17 protein-coding genes are annotated in these 13,761 nt (G+C 68.1%); 7 read left to right on the forward strand and 10 right to left on the reverse strand.

From position 1 onward, the window contains the following. Positions 1-2 precede the first annotated feature (2 nt). Positions 3-332 (reverse strand): FUN14 domain-containing protein, encoded by a 330-nt coding sequence (locus tag PSC72_RS03100; RefSeq protein ID WP_274324429.1) that lies wholly within the window; start codon positions 330-332, stop codon positions 3-5. A gap of 193 nt (positions 333-525) precedes the next feature. Between PSC72_RS03100 and hflX the strand changes: the two genes are divergently transcribed. Next, a complete protein-coding gene (gene hflX / locus PSC72_RS03105; RefSeq protein WP_274324430.1) occupies positions 526-1,836 on the forward strand; it encodes a GTPase HflX in 1,311 nt (436 codons plus the stop codon). A gap of 12 nt (positions 1,837-1,848) precedes the next feature. Here the strand turns inward: hflX and PSC72_RS03110 are convergent, their stop codons facing one another. The 3 genes from PSC72_RS03110 to PSC72_RS03120 form a co-directional block, all read right to left on the reverse strand. Next, positions 1,849-2,304 (reverse strand): acyl-CoA thioesterase, encoded by a 456-nt coding sequence (locus PSC72_RS03110; RefSeq protein ID WP_274324431.1) that lies wholly within the window; start codon positions 2,302-2,304, stop codon positions 1,849-1,851. A 74-nt stretch (positions 2,305-2,378) separates the two neighbouring features. Next, positions 2,379-2,810: a cyclic pyranopterin monophosphate synthase MoaC gene (gene moaC / locus PSC72_RS03115; protein ID WP_274326236.1), complete on the reverse strand. Its 432-nt coding sequence runs from the start codon at positions 2,808-2,810 to the stop codon at positions 2,379-2,381. A gap of 77 nt (positions 2,811-2,887) precedes the next feature. Then, entirely contained in the window at positions 2,888-4,336 is a 1,449-nt protein-coding gene (locus PSC72_RS03120; protein ID WP_274324432.1) for an NAD(P)H-hydrate dehydratase, read from the reverse strand. A gap of 164 nt (positions 4,337-4,500) precedes the next feature. Here PSC72_RS03120 and PSC72_RS03125 point away from each other — a divergent pair, with 164 nt between their 5' ends. Next, positions 4,501-5,487, forward strand: a complete 987-nt coding sequence (locus PSC72_RS03125) for a PLP-dependent cysteine synthase family protein (RefSeq protein ID WP_274324433.1) — start codon at positions 4,501-4,503, stop codon at positions 5,485-5,487. Positions 5,488-5,546: 59 nt separating this feature from the next. Continuing rightward, a complete protein-coding gene (locus tag PSC72_RS03130) occupies positions 5,547-6,740 on the forward strand; it encodes a cystathionine gamma-synthase (RefSeq protein WP_274326237.1) in 1,194 nt (397 codons plus the stop codon). Between the two features lie 41 nt (positions 6,741-6,781). Here PSC72_RS03130 and PSC72_RS03135 read toward each other — a convergent pair whose 3' ends face one another. After that, the gene (locus tag PSC72_RS03135; RefSeq protein ID WP_274324434.1) at positions 6,782-7,060 is read right to left on the reverse strand and encodes an acylphosphatase; all 279 of its coding nucleotides are present in this window, start codon (positions 7,058-7,060) and stop codon (positions 6,782-6,784) included. Positions 7,061-7,317: 257 nt separating this feature from the next. Here PSC72_RS03135 and PSC72_RS03140 point away from each other — a divergent pair, with 257 nt between their 5' ends. Further along, positions 7,318-8,451, forward strand: coding sequence for a citrate synthase (locus tag PSC72_RS03140; RefSeq protein WP_274324435.1), 1,134 nt, complete (start codon positions 7,318-7,320; stop codon positions 8,449-8,451). A gap of 37 nt (positions 8,452-8,488) precedes the next feature. On the opposite strand, the gene PSC72_RS03145 is transcribed toward PSC72_RS03140, so the two are convergent. Beyond that, positions 8,489-9,427, reverse strand: coding sequence for a DNA-3-methyladenine glycosylase family protein (locus PSC72_RS03145; protein ID WP_274324436.1), 939 nt, complete (start codon positions 9,425-9,427; stop codon positions 8,489-8,491). 139 nt (positions 9,428-9,566) lie between these two features. Between PSC72_RS03145 and PSC72_RS03150 the strand changes: the two genes are divergently transcribed. After that, positions 9,567-10,088 carry a DUF555 domain-containing protein gene (locus tag PSC72_RS03150; protein ID WP_274324437.1) on the forward strand — a complete coding sequence of 174 codons (522 nt, stop codon included), beginning with the start codon at positions 9,567-9,569 and terminating at the stop codon, positions 10,086-10,088. A gap of 200 nt (positions 10,089-10,288) precedes the next feature. Here the strand turns inward: PSC72_RS03150 and PSC72_RS03155 are convergent, their stop codons facing one another. Beyond that, a complete protein-coding gene (locus PSC72_RS03155) occupies positions 10,289-10,525 on the reverse strand; it encodes a UPF0058 family protein (protein WP_274324438.1) in 237 nt (78 codons plus the stop codon). A 193-nt stretch (positions 10,526-10,718) separates the two neighbouring features. Between PSC72_RS03155 and PSC72_RS03160 the strand changes: the two genes are divergently transcribed. Further along, positions 10,719-11,123 carry a translation initiation factor IF-2 subunit beta gene (locus PSC72_RS03160; protein WP_274324439.1) on the forward strand — a complete coding sequence of 135 codons (405 nt, stop codon included), beginning with the start codon at positions 10,719-10,721 and terminating at the stop codon, positions 11,121-11,123. A gap of 13 nt (positions 11,124-11,136) precedes the next feature. Here the strand turns inward: PSC72_RS03160 and PSC72_RS03165 are convergent, their stop codons facing one another. The 3 genes from PSC72_RS03165 to PSC72_RS03175 all read right to left on the reverse strand — a co-directional run bounded on the left by PSC72_RS03165 (position 11,137) and on the right by PSC72_RS03175 (position 13,148). Beyond that, the gene (locus PSC72_RS03165; protein ID WP_274324440.1) at positions 11,137-11,316 is read right to left on the reverse strand and encodes a DUF7836 family putative zinc-binding protein; all 180 of its coding nucleotides are present in this window, start codon (positions 11,314-11,316) and stop codon (positions 11,137-11,139) included. 127 nt (positions 11,317-11,443) lie between these two features. Next, a complete protein-coding gene (locus tag PSC72_RS03170) occupies positions 11,444-12,421 on the reverse strand; it encodes a transcription initiation factor IIB (protein WP_274324441.1) in 978 nt (325 codons plus the stop codon). Positions 12,422-12,644: 223 nt separating this feature from the next. Further along, on the reverse strand, positions 12,645-13,148 hold the full coding sequence (locus PSC72_RS03175; protein ID WP_274324442.1) for a DUF7549 family protein: 504 nt from the start codon (positions 13,146-13,148) through the stop codon (positions 12,645-12,647). Between the two features lie 147 nt (positions 13,149-13,295). On the opposite strand from PSC72_RS03175, the gene PSC72_RS03180 reads away from it, so the two are divergent. Continuing rightward, positions 13,296-13,748 carry a DUF5793 family protein gene (locus PSC72_RS03180; RefSeq protein WP_274324443.1) on the forward strand — a complete coding sequence of 151 codons (453 nt, stop codon included), beginning with the start codon at positions 13,296-13,298 and terminating at the stop codon, positions 13,746-13,748. Positions 13,749-13,761: the final 13 nt, after the last annotated feature.

Genomic DNA, 13,761 nt, shown 5'->3' on the forward strand with positions numbered 1-13,761 from the left:
TATTATCCTTTTCTGAAACCGAGGAAGAAGCCGCCGGTGAAGCCCGCGCTGACCGGGATGATAGAGAGGAAACTCATCACGACGGATGGCGGCTGGTTGGCCGTCGCGGCGTCGCTTGCCGCGGTGCTCGCGTTGACCAGGCCCGCCGAGAGGCGGTTCCAGTCGACGGTGAGGATGCTCTGGGATTCGAGGAACTTGAACAGCGCCAGTTCGAGACCGATGAGGAACGCGACGATCTTCGCGACCTTCTTCGCGGTGAAGCCGATCAGCCCCCCGATGACGGCGCCCGAACCTAGTTCCAGCCCGATCTGTTGCAGACCGATGTCTACCATATCCTGCCCGGTATCGGGCACGGAATAAGGTTCTTGTGCCCGCGCCTACCGCCGGGTAATCTCGTCCTATCGGCCGAGCGCGCCGAACGGGATCCGCGTTGTACCGGCCGAGGCGCCGATTCTCGGCCAGCTACTGCGACTGGACTCCGCGTCGACCAGAGTTTAAATACGCGGGCGACGTACTCCCGCGCGAGTGACGGAGCCACAGACCGAACGGCGTGCTGTCGTCGCGAAGCGCGTCGACAGCGGACGGCCGGACACGACGGAGATCCGCGACCTCGCGCGGGCGGCCGGGTACGACGTGGTGGGTGAGGTGACCCAGACCCGAACGGAGGACCCGGCGACGCACCTGGGAGAGGGCAAAGTCGCCACGCTCGCGCGCAGGGTGGTCGAGACAGAGGCGACGGTGGTCATCTTCGACAACCAGCTCGGCCCCTACCAGACGTACAACGTCGGGAACGAGTTGCCCGAGGGAGTCCGCCTGATCGACCGCTTCCGGCTCATTCTGGAGATCTTCGGGCAACGCGCCCAGACGCGCAAGGCGCAACTGCAGGTCGAACTCGCCGAGCTGCGGTACGAACTCCCCCGGGCGGAGGCGAAGGCCAGCCTCGCCCGGCGCGACGAGCGACCGGGGTTCATGGGGCTCGGCGAGTACGACGAGAGCCGCGAACGCGACATCAAGGCGCAGATATCCCGGATCCGCGAGGAACTCGAACAGATCGAGGAGACGGAGGAACACCGCCGCGAGCAACGGCGCGAGTCCGGCTTCGACCTCGTCGCTCTCGCCGGCTACACGAACGCCGGGAAGTCGACGCTGCTCCGCCGGCTGGCCGAGGACGTCGAGGTCGACGAGAACGAGGACCTGCACCCGGACCTGGACGCGACCGCCGAGTCCGAGGACCGCCTGTTCACGACGCTCGGGACGACCACCCGCCGGGCCGACATGGACCAGCGCGACGTGCTCGTGACCGACACGGTCGGGTTCATCTCCGACCTGCCCCACTGGCTGGTCGAGTCGTTCAAGTCGACGCTCGACTCTGTGTACCGGGCCGACCTCGTCCTCCTGGTCGTCGACGTGAGCGAGTCCGTCGAGGAGATACGCGAGAAACTGGTCACGTGTCACGACACCCTCTACGAGCGCAACGAGGCGCCCATCGTGACCGTCCTGAACAAGATCGACAAAGTCGACGACGAGGAGATCGAGCGCAAGCGCGAGGCGCTGTCCGCGCTCGCGCCCAATCCGGTATCGGTGAGCGCTCGGACTGGGGAACGGGTCGACGACCTGCGCGAGCGTATCCACGCTGAGCTCCCCGACTACGAGCGCGAGCGGCTCGTCCTGCCGATGACCGACGAGACGATGTCCGTCGTCTCGTGGATCCACGACCACGCGCAGGTCGACTCGGTCGATTACGGCGACCAGGTCGTCGTCGAGTTCGAGGCCCGCCCGGCCGTCGTCGAGCGGTCACGGGCGAAGGCCGGCGAACTGGTCGAGGCCTCTGCCTGAGGGGACGACTCGTTATCCGTCGCGGTGATGTTCGTCCCGCCAGGCGAGCGCTCGCTCTCGCAGTTCCTGTGACCGCTCGTCGTCGGCGGCGAGGTCGGGGACCGGAACCGGCTTGCCGTCTTCGTCGATGGCGACGAAGACGAACTGCGACTCGGTGGTCGTTTCCTGGTCGCCGGTCCGCGGGTTCTCCCCGGCGGCCCGCAGGTGGACCTTCACGCTCGTGCGTCCGGCGTCGAAGGCGAACGCCTCGATGACGGCGGTGTCGCCGGTCGGAACCGGTCGGTGGAAGTCCATCTGGTCGATCGAGGCGGTGACGCAGGGTTCGCCCGCGAAGCGCATGGCCGCCATCGCGCCGAGCTCGTCCATCCACTTCATGACGTTGCCCCCGTGGACGGTCCCGTAGTTGTTCGCGTGGTTGGGCTGGACGCGCCATCGGTTCTCCAGGTACGTCTCGCTGACTGTCGGCATGGATCGTCACTGGGACGGGACACTTGTCGGTCTACCGACTGCGGCGCCCGGATCGCGGCCGCCTGAGACTCGGCCTACAGTTCACGCTTCGTCTTCTCGACGACTTCGACCGACTCGATGCCGGTGTCGGGGTAGTTCCCGTCACCGTCTTTCTCCGCCGATTTCACCATGTCCCAGACGACGTTGAGGCCGGTCGTGACGCCCTCCAGGGCTTCCATCTCGCAGCCCGTCTTCCCGGTCGTCTCGACCGCGACGGACAGTTCGATCACGTCCTCGGCGAACTCGAACTCGGTGTCGACGTTTGTGATCGGGATCTGGTGGCACATCGGGATCGTCTCCCAGGTGTGCTTGACCGCCTGAATGGCGCCGACGCGAGCCGTCGCGAGCACGTCGCCCTTCTCGACCTCGTTGTTCCGGACGGCCGCGACCGTCTCTGGGCGCAACCGGATCGTCCCGCGGGCGACCGCGCGGCGGGCCGTGTCGGGCTTGTCGCCGACGTCGACCATCTGGGCCTCGCCCGACTCGTCTGTGTGAGTGAGGTCGGCGTCAGTAGCCGGCGGACCGTCCTCAGAGTCGTCCCCGCTCACGCCTCGCCACCTCGGTCGGTCCAGAGGACCTCGGGGATCTCGTCGTGGAGGTCCGTGGCGACGAGGCCGTTGTTGCGCTCCTCGAAGGCGCGGTCGCCGGCGCGGCCATTGGCGTAGGCGGCCATCGCGGCCGCGTCGAGCGGGTCCTGGGTCGCCGCGAGCGCGCCGGTGATCCCGGCGAGCACGTCGCCGGTGCCGCCGACGGTCATCCCGGCGTTGCCGGTCCGGTTGACCCGGGTGGTCTCGCCGTCGGAGACCACGTCGTAGGCGCCCTTGACGAGGACGACCTGGCCGAGGTCGGCGGCGAAGCGCTCGACGAAGTTCGCCCGCTCCTCCCAGTCGTCGCTCACTCGCCCGCCCATCTTCGCGAACTCGCCCTGGTGGGGCGTACAGATCAGGTCCGCGTCGGTGTCGACCTGCGGGACGCGCGCGAGGGCGTCGGCGTCGACGACCGCCGTCCCGGAGTACCCCGACAGGATGCCCTCCACGGCTTCGAGCGTCTCCTCCGCGTCGCCGAGCCCGGGGCCGATGACGACCGCGTCGTGGTGGCGGGCCATCTGGAGGAGGAAGCCGACCTGCCGCGGTTCGAGCTGTTTGCCCTGGTAGGGGCGGACGATGAGGTCCTCGCCGAACCCCTGTAACTCCCGGCCGACGACCATCGGACAGGCCACGCGGACGAGGTCGGCGCCGGCACGGAGCGCGGCTTTCGCCGAGAGAGCCGGCGCGCCGGCGTAGGGGCCGCCGCCGATGACGAGCACCTCGCCGTTCTGTCCCTTGTGGCTCCCGGGGTCGCGGTCGTCCAGGCGCATGAGATCGCCCCGCTCGACGAAGCGTTCGGCGGCGGCCGGGATCCCGATGTCCGCCACGGTGACGTCGGCGTCGAGCGCGTCGAGGCCGGGTTTGGTGTCGTGGAAGGTGACCACGCGGTCGGCCTCGACCGCGGTCTCGGCCAGTTCGCCGGTCTCGGCGTTCAGACCGGAGGGGACGTCGACGGAGACGACCGTCGCGTCGCTGTCATTGATGGCCGCCGCGGCGGTCCGTTCGGGCTCGCGGAGGTCGCCGCGGATCCCGGTCCCGAGCATCGCGTCGACCACGATATCGGGGTCGCCGAGGTCGAACGCCGCCGAGTCGCGGACGGCGTCGGTACGGTACTCGCCGTCGGCCAACGCCGCCCAGTTCTCCCGGGCGATCTCGGTCGTGATGGTGTCAGGTCGGCCGAGTAGGCTCGTCGTCACGTCGAACCCGTCGAGAAAGCGGACCGCGACGAACGCGTCGCCGCCGTTGTTCCCCCGGCCGGCGACGACCCGCACGCTCGCGTCAGCGTCGGCCACCTCGCGGACCGCTCGCGCGACCGCGTGCCCGCTCGACTCCATCAACTGCTTGCGCGGGACCCCCATGGCCGCGGCGTTCTCGTCGATGACAGCCATCTCGCTGCCAGTAATCATACGCGAGCGTTCGCTCGCCCCGCTGAAAAGGGTGGGGGCCTCGACAGTACGTGACGGCGAGTGGATCGGCGGCAGTCGCCGGCCCGAGGTATTTACGCGTCCCGCGGCAACGATCCCTGTCTCGCGGGCACGTGTATCGCCCCCGGCGCCCGCGCTCGCTCAGCATGACAGCACACAGCGAACCGCTCGACTCGGTGCTGGCGACCGTCGGCGAGACGCCGCTCGTCCGGGTACACGCGGCCCCGGACGCCGTCCCCGTCTACGCGAAGGTAGAGTCGTTCAACCCCGGCGCGAGCGTCAAGGACCGAATCGGTCGCTACATGCTCGAAGCCATGCTCGACCGCGGGGACCTCGCCCCGGGCGGCACCGTCGTCGAACCGACGGCCGGGAACACCGGCATCGGGATGGCGATCGCCGCGGGCCAGCTCGACCTGGAGGCGGTGTTCGTCGTCCCCGAGAAGTTCAGCGTCGAGAAGCAGCGCCTGATGGCCGCCCTCGGCGCGGAAATCGTCACCACCCCGACCGACGACGGGATCCCCGGCGCGATCGACCGCGCCTACGACATCGCCGCCGAGCGCGAGAACGCGGTCGTCCCCGAGCAGTTCTCGAACCCCCTCAACGTCGAAGCCCACTACGAGACGACCGCGCCAGAGGTTTTCGACGCCCTCGACGGCGCGGTCGGTGCAGTCGTCGCCGGCGTCGGCACCGCGGGGACGCTGATGGGCCTCGCCCGGTACGCTCGCGAGCAGGACCCGGCGATCCACGTCGTCGCGGTCGAACCGGAGGGCTCCGAGTTCGCGACGCTGCTCGGAGGGGACTCGGACGACCGGGACTACCTGATCGAGGGCATCGGCACGCACGACCCCGAGAGAAACGAGCTGTTCGACCCCGACCTGGTCGACGAGGTCCGCCAGGTCAGCGACCGGGCGGCCCACGCGGAGCTGAAGCGCCTCGCCACCGAGGAGGGTCACCTCGTCGGGTCGAGCGCGGGCGCCGCGAGCGTCGCCGCGCGCCGCGTGGCCGAGGCTATCGACGGGGGAGAGATCGACGCGCCCGCGGACTCGGTGGCGACGGTGTTCCCCGATTCGAGCGAGCGGTACCTCTCGAAGGACATCTACGGCAGCTTCGAGGACTGGAGTGAGCACACGTGACAGGAGAGAGCGACCCCGACGACGGGACCGACGCGGACGAGGTGACCGATACGGACGACGTGGCGAACAGCGAGCGTGACGCGGCGTCCGGCACGCCGCCGGCGGAACGATTCGAGACCCGCGCCGTCCACGCCGGCCAGGAACCCGACGAGGAGACGGGCGCGGTGATGACGCCCATCTACGCAACCTCCACGTACGAACAGGACGCCCCCGGCGAACACCGCGGCTACGAGTACTCCCGGACGGGCAACCCGACGCGCACCGACCTGGAGGAGAACCTCGCCGACCTGGAGGGCGGCGCCTTCGGCCGCGCGTTCGCCAGCGGCATGGCCGCCATCAACACGGTCCTCAACTGCTTCGACGCGGGCGATCACGTCGTCACCGGCGACGACGTCTACGGCGGGACCCACCGGATCTTCCGCGAGGTCTACGAGGACTACGACCTCTCCTTTACGTTCGTGGACACCACCGACCACGAGCGCGTCAGGGAGGTCGTCACGGACGACACGGAACTGCTGTGGGTCGAGACGCCGACGAACCCGCTCATGCGCATCAACGACATCGGGGCGCTGGCCGACATCGCCCACGAGCACGGGGCGCTCTGCGCGGTCGACAACACGTTCGCGACACCGTACCTCCAGCGACCGCTCGAACGTGGCGCCGACATCGTCGCCCACTCGCTGACGAAGTACGTCGGCGGCCACTCGGACGTGGTCGCGGGCGCGCTCGTCACCGACGACGCCGCGCTGGACGAGCAGTTCGGCTTCTACCAGAACAGCGTCGGCGCGACGCCGAGTCCGTTCGACTGCTTCCTCGCACTCAGGGGCGCGAAGACTCTGCCGGTCAGGATGGACCGCCACTGCGAGAACGCCCGCGACCTCGCGGCGTGGCTCGACGACCACGCCGACGTCTCGCGGGTGTACTACCCCGGGCTCGAATCCCATCCGCAGCACGACCTCGCGGCCGCGCAGATGGACGACTTCGGCGGGATGCTCTCGTTCGAACTCGACGCCACCTTAGAGGAGACCGCCGAGGTGGTCTCGACCACGGACGTGTTCACGCTGGCCGAGAGCCTCGGCGGCGTCGAGAGCCTGATCGAACAGCCTGCGACGATGACCCACGCCGCCATCCCGGCCGAGGAGCGCGAGGCGGCCGGCCTGCGGGACGGTCTCGTCCGCGTCAGCGTCGGCATCGAGAACGCCGCGGACCTGCGGGCCGACCTCGACCGGGCCATCGCCGACGCATTGGAGTGACCGACTCGGACGGGAGCCCGCGACCCGGCCGCCGCGGCCAGTCACCGCCGGATCTCGAATCCGTCGATCCCCTCCGGTTCGCCGTACTCGGCTTCCACGTCGTCGACTCGGGCGCGGGAACTCCCCTCGTGACACCACTCGACCATGGATTCCACGGCGTCCTCGGGCCCCTCGAAGACCGCTTCGACGCGGCCGTCGTCGAGGTTCTTCACCCAGCCGTCGACGCCGCGCTCGCGGGCCTCGTCGCGTGTCGTCGCCCGGTAGTAGACGCCCTGTACCTTCCCCGAGACGCAGACGTGAGCGCGCATGCGGTCTGTCATCGTCGGTCGGTAGCGCCTCGGGGCTGAAAAAACGCCGCGTCGGTTGGCCTCGCGACCGACGACCGATTCGGCGCCGAACGCGACCGGACGCTCCGCCGGCACCTGTCTCGGGTTGTAGCACGGCTGTCGATACCTGCGTCGACAATTGAACAAATGGAGGTGAAATCGCCCGATCGTTGCTAGGGGTTGGAGGAGTGTGCCGCGATCGACGAAAGTATTCCAACAGAGCTATGGTAGTCTCTCGCAGAGAGGTTGGCATGGGCGATGGCAACCTGAACCGCGGACTCGAGGGGATCAGGGTCGCGGAGACCCGGCTGAGTGATATCGACGGCGAGGAGGGCGAACTCACCATCGGCGGCTTCCCCGTGGACGAACTCGCGCGGGCGGCGACCTACGAGGAGAGCGTCTTCCTGCTCTTCCACGACAGGCTCCCGTCGGCCGAGGAACTCGACGAGTTCAGAGCGGACCTGGCCGGCCGGCGCGAGGTCGGCGACGAGGTCCGCGCGGTGCTGCGACGGGCCGCCGCGGAGGAGAAACCCGCGATGGACGCGTTGCGGATGGGCGCGGCGGCGGCCAACCTGGGAACGGGCGCGGAAGACCCCGAGGCCGACGCCCGGCGGGTGATCGCCGTCTTCCCGACCATCGTGGCGACGTACTGGCGTTACCGCGAGGGCAGCGAACCCGTCGAACCCCGCGAGGACCTGCGTCACGCGGCGAACTACCTCTACATGCTCACCGGCGAGGAACCGGACGAGCCCGCCGTCCGCGGGCTGGAGACGTACCTCAACACGGTGATCGACCACGGGCTGAACGCCTCGACGTTCACCGCGCGGACGGTCGTCTCGACGGAGTCAGACGTGGTCTCGGCGGCGACGGCGGCGGTCGGCACGCTCAAGGGGCCGCTCCACGGCGGCGCACCCGGCCCCGTCCTCGACATGCTCCGGACGGTCCACGAGCGCGGCGACCCGGAGGCCTACGTGCGCGAGAAACTGGAGGCCGGCGAGCGCCTGATGGGCTTCGGCCACCGCGTCTACCGCGTCCGGGACCCGCGTGCGGCAGTCCTGGAGGCGGCCGCCGCCGAGTTCTACGGGGAAGCCGGCGACGCGGACTTCTTCGAGACCATCAGGGACTTCGAGGACGTGGCGGTCGACCTGCTCGCCGAGCACAAGCCGGGGCGGCGCCTCGACACGAACGTCGAGTTCTACACGGCGGCGCTGCTCGACGGCGTCGGCGTCCCGAAGGAACTGTTCACGACCACCTTCGCGGTCTCTCGGGTCGGTGGCTGGACGGCCCACGCGCTCGAACAGCTCGACGACAACCGCCTCATCCGCCCGCTGTCGGCTTACGTCGGTGACCACGACCGCTCGTGGACGCCCGTCGACGAGCGCTAGAGTCGAGCTTCCTCATCCGCTTCTCGGCGTTTCTGCGCTACCGCAGGTAGTGAAACACGTACGTCTGCGTGTAGCCGGCGAACTCGCCGCCGAAGGCCTCGCGGATGGCCCGCGAAGTGTCGGCGTAGTTGCCCCGGTCACACTCGGGGTAGTACTCCTCGATGGTGGAGCGGATCCACGTGTCCAGCGGCACGGCTTCGAGGTAGTCGAGCGAGAACAGGGCGACGCAGTCGGCCACCTTGTCGCCGACGCCGACGAACCGCGTCAGCGACTCGCGGGCGTCCTCGTAGTCCAGGCCGACCGCCTCTTCGGGGTGGGCCTCGCCGTCGGCGACCATGCGCGCGGTGTCGAGGACGTAGGGGGCGCGATAGCCGAGTCCGAGGTCCCGCAGTTCGGCCTCGGTCGCCGCGGCCAGTTGCTCGGCCGTCGGATACGCGTGGTAGGTCCGGCCGTCGAACTCGACGGTCGTCCCGAAGGCGCGCTCCAGTTCGCGCTGCATCCCGTGGATGCGCCCGACGCGCATCTGGGCCGAGCAGATGAACGAGACCAGGCAGGGGACGGCGGGGTCGTCGACGAGGCGCATCCCCCAGTAGGCGTCGAAGGCGCGCTCGATCAGGTCGTCGTCGGGCGTCGCCGCGCGGATGGCGGGGAGGTCGTCGTCGAGGCGGAGGCGCTCGCGGAGGACGGGGACGGGATCGATCGACGACTCCCACTCCAGGCGGTCGTCGACCTGTCGGACGCGGACGACGACGGGTTCGCCCTCGGCCCACCGCTCTGCGGGGGTCGCGCGGGCGCCGCTGTGGTCGACGCGGACGACCGTCTCGTACCAGTGGTCGCCGCCGTAGACGGCGCTCTCGTCGTACATCAGGCCGTCGTGGCGGTCCCAGAGGTACGACTGGCCGCTCTCGACTGTCGACTGGAGGTCGAACGGACCGGGAAACTCCGAGAGAGCGAGGGCGCCGCGCTCCGTACTCATACCCGGACAAGGCGCGGGGTCGGCATTTCCCTTTCGAGACGAGTCGACCACGGGGCCGGCGCATGCCGTGAGCGACTCGCAGGTATGTGAGGTGCTATCGAGGCTAACCTTCATGTCGCTGCGAGACAAATACGGATCTATGAACTGCAGAGTCGTCGTCGAGGCCGCAGTCCCCGTCTACGACGTCGAGACGGAGGACGAGGCGGTCCGGATCGCCATCTCGAAGACCGGCGAGATGCTCAACCCGGACCTCAACTACGTCGAGATCAACATGGGCGAGCGGTCGTGTCCCCACTGCGGCGAGGGGCTGGAGCCCGCGTTCATCGCCGCAGACGAGAGCCTCGTCGCGCTCGAACTGGAGATCACCGTCTTCAACGTCGAGCGCGAGGAGCACGCGGCCCGCATCGCACGCAAGGAGATCGGCCAGCGCCTCGAGAACATCCCGCTGGAAGTCCTCGAGATCGAGGTCATCGACGACGAGGACGAAGACGACGAATCGGACGACGAGGCCGATTCGGCTGGCGACGCGGACGACTCGACGAGCGACGAGGGGTCGGACGAGCCGTCAGACGAGACGGCCGACGAATCGGGCGATGCCTCCGACGACCGGGAGGACGACGAGGTTCTGCCGGAGTTCGAGGAACTCATCGACGAGTCGTGAGGCGTCGGGGACGCGAACCTGCAGTTCACTTTCTCGGGTCGGATCGCTTCCGAGCGACGGCTGAACGGACGAGCGGTTCACTGGCTGAACGGACGGGCGTCCCACGAGTCAGACGAGAGAACGGCCGTCGGAACGAGCCGAAAACGGGAGAGACAGCAGTCAGTCGATAGTAGTGGGTCCGACAGAACGGGACTGCTCGTTCAGTCAGCGGAGGCCGGGACGCGCTCGCGCGACTCGGTCTCCATCTCGGACGTGATACCCTTCGCCAGCGCAAAAACAGCGTTTTTGTGGTCGGTTTTCGATTTGTGGATGGACGTCGGCTTTACGCCGAGTTCGGTGTACTTGTCGTGTTCCACCTCGTCGCCTGTCTCCATCTCGTAGTGATTCTCCACCTGAGCAAGCAGGCCGTGAAGGTGAATGAGCTCCTGCTTTTTCATAGTCAACCGGTCCTAGCCGCTGGAGGGTAATAGTAGTATCCTGAGTCGCGTTAACATGCGCCTTCTCATAAACCGTGTACAAAAGCCCCCCGATATCGACTCGGCCGGTTCCACAACCGCGTCGGGGCGGCCGGATTCCGGCCAGTCGGGCCGGGTTGAAAGACTTTTACCCGGGGACGGGCTTCTCATCGGTATGGACTACGACGACATGCTCGACCGGGCGCTCGACGAGACACCGGACATCGAGGGGAGCTCCGACCGGTTCGAGGTGCCCGACCCCGACCTGCGTCAGGAGGGGAACGTCACCGTCTACGAGAACTTCCAGGACACGTGTGACACGCTCGGGCGCGACGACGACCACGTCATGCAGTTCCTGCAGAACGAGATCGGGACGAGCGGTCACATCGACGAGAGCGGGCGCGCGCGCCTCACCGGGGAGTTCAGCGTCCGCCGAGTCAGCAACGCGATCGACGAGTACGCCGACGAGTTCGTCCTCTGCCCGGAGTGTGGCCTCCCGGACACGCACTTCGAGCGCGAAGGAGGAGCGCTCCTCCTGCGGTGTGAGGCCTGCGGCGCGCGGTCCGCGACGAGCGGCTAACGGGGTGCTCGCCCTAACTGAGCGTTTTCAGCGTCTGTAGGTCGCGGTCGGTCCGCGTGAACTCCGCGAGCCGCCTGCTCGCGTGACAGTTCGGACAGTGATAGACGTCGGTGTGCTCCGGCAGATCCGTCGGCGTCGATTCCCAGTCTTTGGTACATTCCGGACAGAGCAATCTGACGTACGCTTCCTCCATGCGTGATACCCACACGCACGCCCGCAAAATAAAAAGACCGGTGCGGCGACCCGGTCGCCGCGAGCGACACGTCGTCGAGAAGCCATCAGTGCGGCCGCGACCCGCTAGGTCGCGTCCTCGACCCGCCTCAGGCGGGGGCGTCGACGGCTTCGAGGAGCTCCTTGTAGCGGTTGCGGATGGTGACCTCGGAGATGTTGGCGACCCCGCTGACCTCGCTCTGGGTGACCTTCTCGTTGGTCAGCAGCGCGGCGGCGTACACTGCGGCGGCCGCGAGGCCGACCGGGCTCTTGCCGCTCAGGATGCCCTGGTCGCGCGCGCTCTCGATGAGTTCGCGGGCGCGGCGCTCGGTGTCGTCCGAGAGGCCCAGGTCCGAGACGAACCGCGGTAGGTAGCTCTCGGGGTCGGCCGGCTTGATCTCGAGGTTGAGCTCGCGGACGACGTAGCGGTACGTCCGGGTGAGCTCCATCTTCTCGACGCGGGAGACGGCCGTCATCTCGTCGAGGCTACGCGGGGTGTTGGCCTGCCGCGCGGCGGCGTACAGCGCGGACGTGGCGACGCCCTCGATCGAGCGGCCGGGGAGAAGGTTCTCCTCCAGCGCGCGGCGGTAGATGACCGACGCGGTCTCGCGGACCGTTTTCGGAAGCCCGAGCGCCGAGGCCATGCGGTCGATCTCGCCGAGGGCCTGCTTGAGGTTGCGCTCTTTCGAGTCGCGGGTGCGGAAGCGCTCGTTCCACGTGCGCAGGCGCTGCATCTTCTGGCGCTGGTTGGACGACAGGGAGTTGCCGTAGGCGTCCTTGTTCTGCCAGCCGATGTTCGTCGAGAGGCCCTTGTCGTGCATCATGTTCGTCGTCGGTGCGCCGACGCGGGACTTCTCGTCTTTCTCCGAGGGATTGAACGCCCGCCACTCGGGGCCGTGGTCGATCTCGTCTTCCTCGACCACGAGACCGCACTCCGAACACACGGTCTCGCCGTGCTCGGTGTCGGCGTCGAGGCGGCCGCCGCACTCGGGGCACTCTCGCTCGCTCGTCTGCTCGGACTCGGTCTCCTCCTGCAGTCGTTCTGGGGTCTGCTCCTCCGCGCTGGTTCGAATTGACGTGTCACTCATGATGGGTTCGGGAGCGAGTCACCGGTGGCGAAAACCATATATTCCGGTCTCGCTGTTCCTAACACCACGTAAGTACGAAAAATACTTAAAGCTTTCGAACATCGAAGTGTGACAATTGATCGCAGATCGCTCGGTACTGGCTACGTCACGCCCTGACGGGCGGGAATCGGGATTTAGACAGATCGCCGTGATATGACCGTCGGCCGGTAGATATAAGAGGGGGTCAGGTCCGTTCGATTCGGAGGAGGGTGACGCCGAACACAGCGAGAAAGAGCGGGCTCACGGGGAGGGTCAGGCCGGCCTTGTGCTGCCAGAGGAGCGCGGTGGCGACCCCGTAGACCACCGCGGTCGCGGCGAGGAGTCCGCCCATGACCCTGACTGGGTCGACCGGGAGCCCCTCCACGCGTTCCTCGGCGAGGTAGTACGCGATGCTGAACCCGAGCGGCAGGGCGAACAGGGCGGCGGCCGCGACGGCGGCCCAGGCGGCCGAACGGACCTGCGGAGTGACGAATCCCGGCAGGTCGGCGATCCAGAGGAACGACTCGACGGCGAGATTCGAACCGAGCAGGAACTGGAACTGGAAGTAGGTGTATCGGATGATGACGAAGGTGAACGACTCGCTGCTCTGGGAGGGACTGAGGACGGTCAGCGACCACGGCAGCAGCGCCGAGAGCCACGCAGAGACGACCGCCAGTTCACCCGCGTACTCGGAGTCGACCCAGGCCATTACCTGATGAGCGCGGACCGGGGGTGGTAAAAGCTACCGGCTCCGGTCGGCCGCGACGCCTCGAACGTCCGGGACGGCGCGTCCGGCGACGGAAATCCCTTGCGGCGTTACGTTCATGGCTCCCCGCGTCTTAGGGTGAGGTGTCGAATGAGGCGCGATTACGTCACGCTGGACATCCGCCAGGCCGACCAGGACGGCGACCACCTGCCGACGGCCGTGCTGTCGTACGACGGGCCGACCGACCTCCTCGAGGAGCGCCTCACAGACCCCTCGGGCGACCCGCTCGACCGAGAGCGGATCGACGTCGCGTTCCGCCGTCAGTCCGGGGGCGACGACGCGAGCGGCGTCTTCAGCCTCGCCAACCGGATGACGGGGGAGTTCATCGTCGAAGTCAACGCGGACGCCGCGTCGGTCCGGACGCTCGTCGACGCCGCCCGCCGCGACGACGACCCCGACGACGCCGACGGTTGCTACCGGGTCGTTATCCGCCGCGAGGGCGAGGAGGTCGCGTCCTACGAGAAGCGGACCCTGCTGGTCTACGACGGCGAAGGCAGCCTCCTCCGCCAGCACAGCCTGATCCCGAGCGGCGTCGAACTGTAAGTTCTCAGACTCC

This window comes from Halosimplex aquaticum (assembly GCF_028747785.1).
Lineage (GTDB): Archaea > Halobacteriota > Halobacteria > Halobacteriales > Haloarculaceae > Halosimplex > Halosimplex aquaticum.

Excerpts from the sequence above, each read along its gene's own strand:
- PSC72_RS03180 (WP_274324443.1), top strand. The coding sequence starts at position 13,296 with ATGAGGCGCGATTACGTCACGCTGGACATCCGCCAGGCCGACCAGGAC.
- PSC72_RS03125 (WP_274324433.1), top strand. The coding sequence starts at position 4,501 with ATGACAGCACACAGCGAACCGCTCGACTCGGTGCTGGCGACCGTCGGC.
- PSC72_RS03150 (WP_274324437.1), top strand. The coding sequence starts at position 9,567 with ATGAACTGCAGAGTCGTCGTCGAGGCCGCAGTCCCCGTCTACGACGTC.
- PSC72_RS03140 (WP_274324435.1), top strand. The coding sequence starts at position 7,318 with ATGGGCGATGGCAACCTGAACCGCGGACTCGAGGGGATCAGGGTCGCG.
- PSC72_RS03110 (WP_274324431.1), bottom strand. The coding sequence starts at position 2,304 with ATGCCGACAGTCAGCGAGACGTACCTGGAGAACCGATGGCGCGTCCAG.
- PSC72_RS03120 (WP_274324432.1), bottom strand. The coding sequence starts at position 4,336 with ATGATTACTGGCAGCGAGATGGCTGTCATCGACGAGAACGCCGCGGCC.
- PSC72_RS03155 (WP_274324438.1), bottom strand. The coding sequence starts at position 10,525 with ATGAAAAAGCAGGAGCTCATTCACCTTCACGGCCTGCTTGCTCAGGTG.
- PSC72_RS03165 (WP_274324440.1), bottom strand. The coding sequence starts at position 11,316 with ATGGAGGAAGCGTACGTCAGATTGCTCTGTCCGGAATGTACCAAAGAC.
- moaC (WP_274326236.1), bottom strand. The coding sequence starts at position 2,810 with ATGGTCGACGTCGGCGACAAGCCCGACACGGCCCGCCGCGCGGTCGCC.
- PSC72_RS03160 (WP_274324439.1), top strand. The coding sequence starts at position 10,719 with ATGGACTACGACGACATGCTCGACCGGGCGCTCGACGAGACACCGGAC.
- PSC72_RS03170 (WP_274324441.1), bottom strand. The coding sequence starts at position 12,421 with ATGAGTGACACGTCAATTCGAACCAGCGCGGAGGAGCAGACCCCAGAA.
- PSC72_RS03100 (WP_274324429.1), bottom strand. The coding sequence starts at position 332 with ATGGTAGACATCGGTCTGCAACAGATCGGGCTGGAACTAGGTTCGGGC.
- PSC72_RS03175 (WP_274324442.1), bottom strand. The coding sequence starts at position 13,148 with ATGGCCTGGGTCGACTCCGAGTACGCGGGTGAACTGGCGGTCGTCTCT.
- PSC72_RS03145 (WP_274324436.1), bottom strand. The coding sequence starts at position 9,427 with ATGAGTACGGAGCGCGGCGCCCTCGCTCTCTCGGAGTTTCCCGGTCCG.
- PSC72_RS03135 (WP_274324434.1), bottom strand. The coding sequence starts at position 7,060 with ATGACAGACCGCATGCGCGCTCACGTCTGCGTCTCGGGGAAGGTACAG.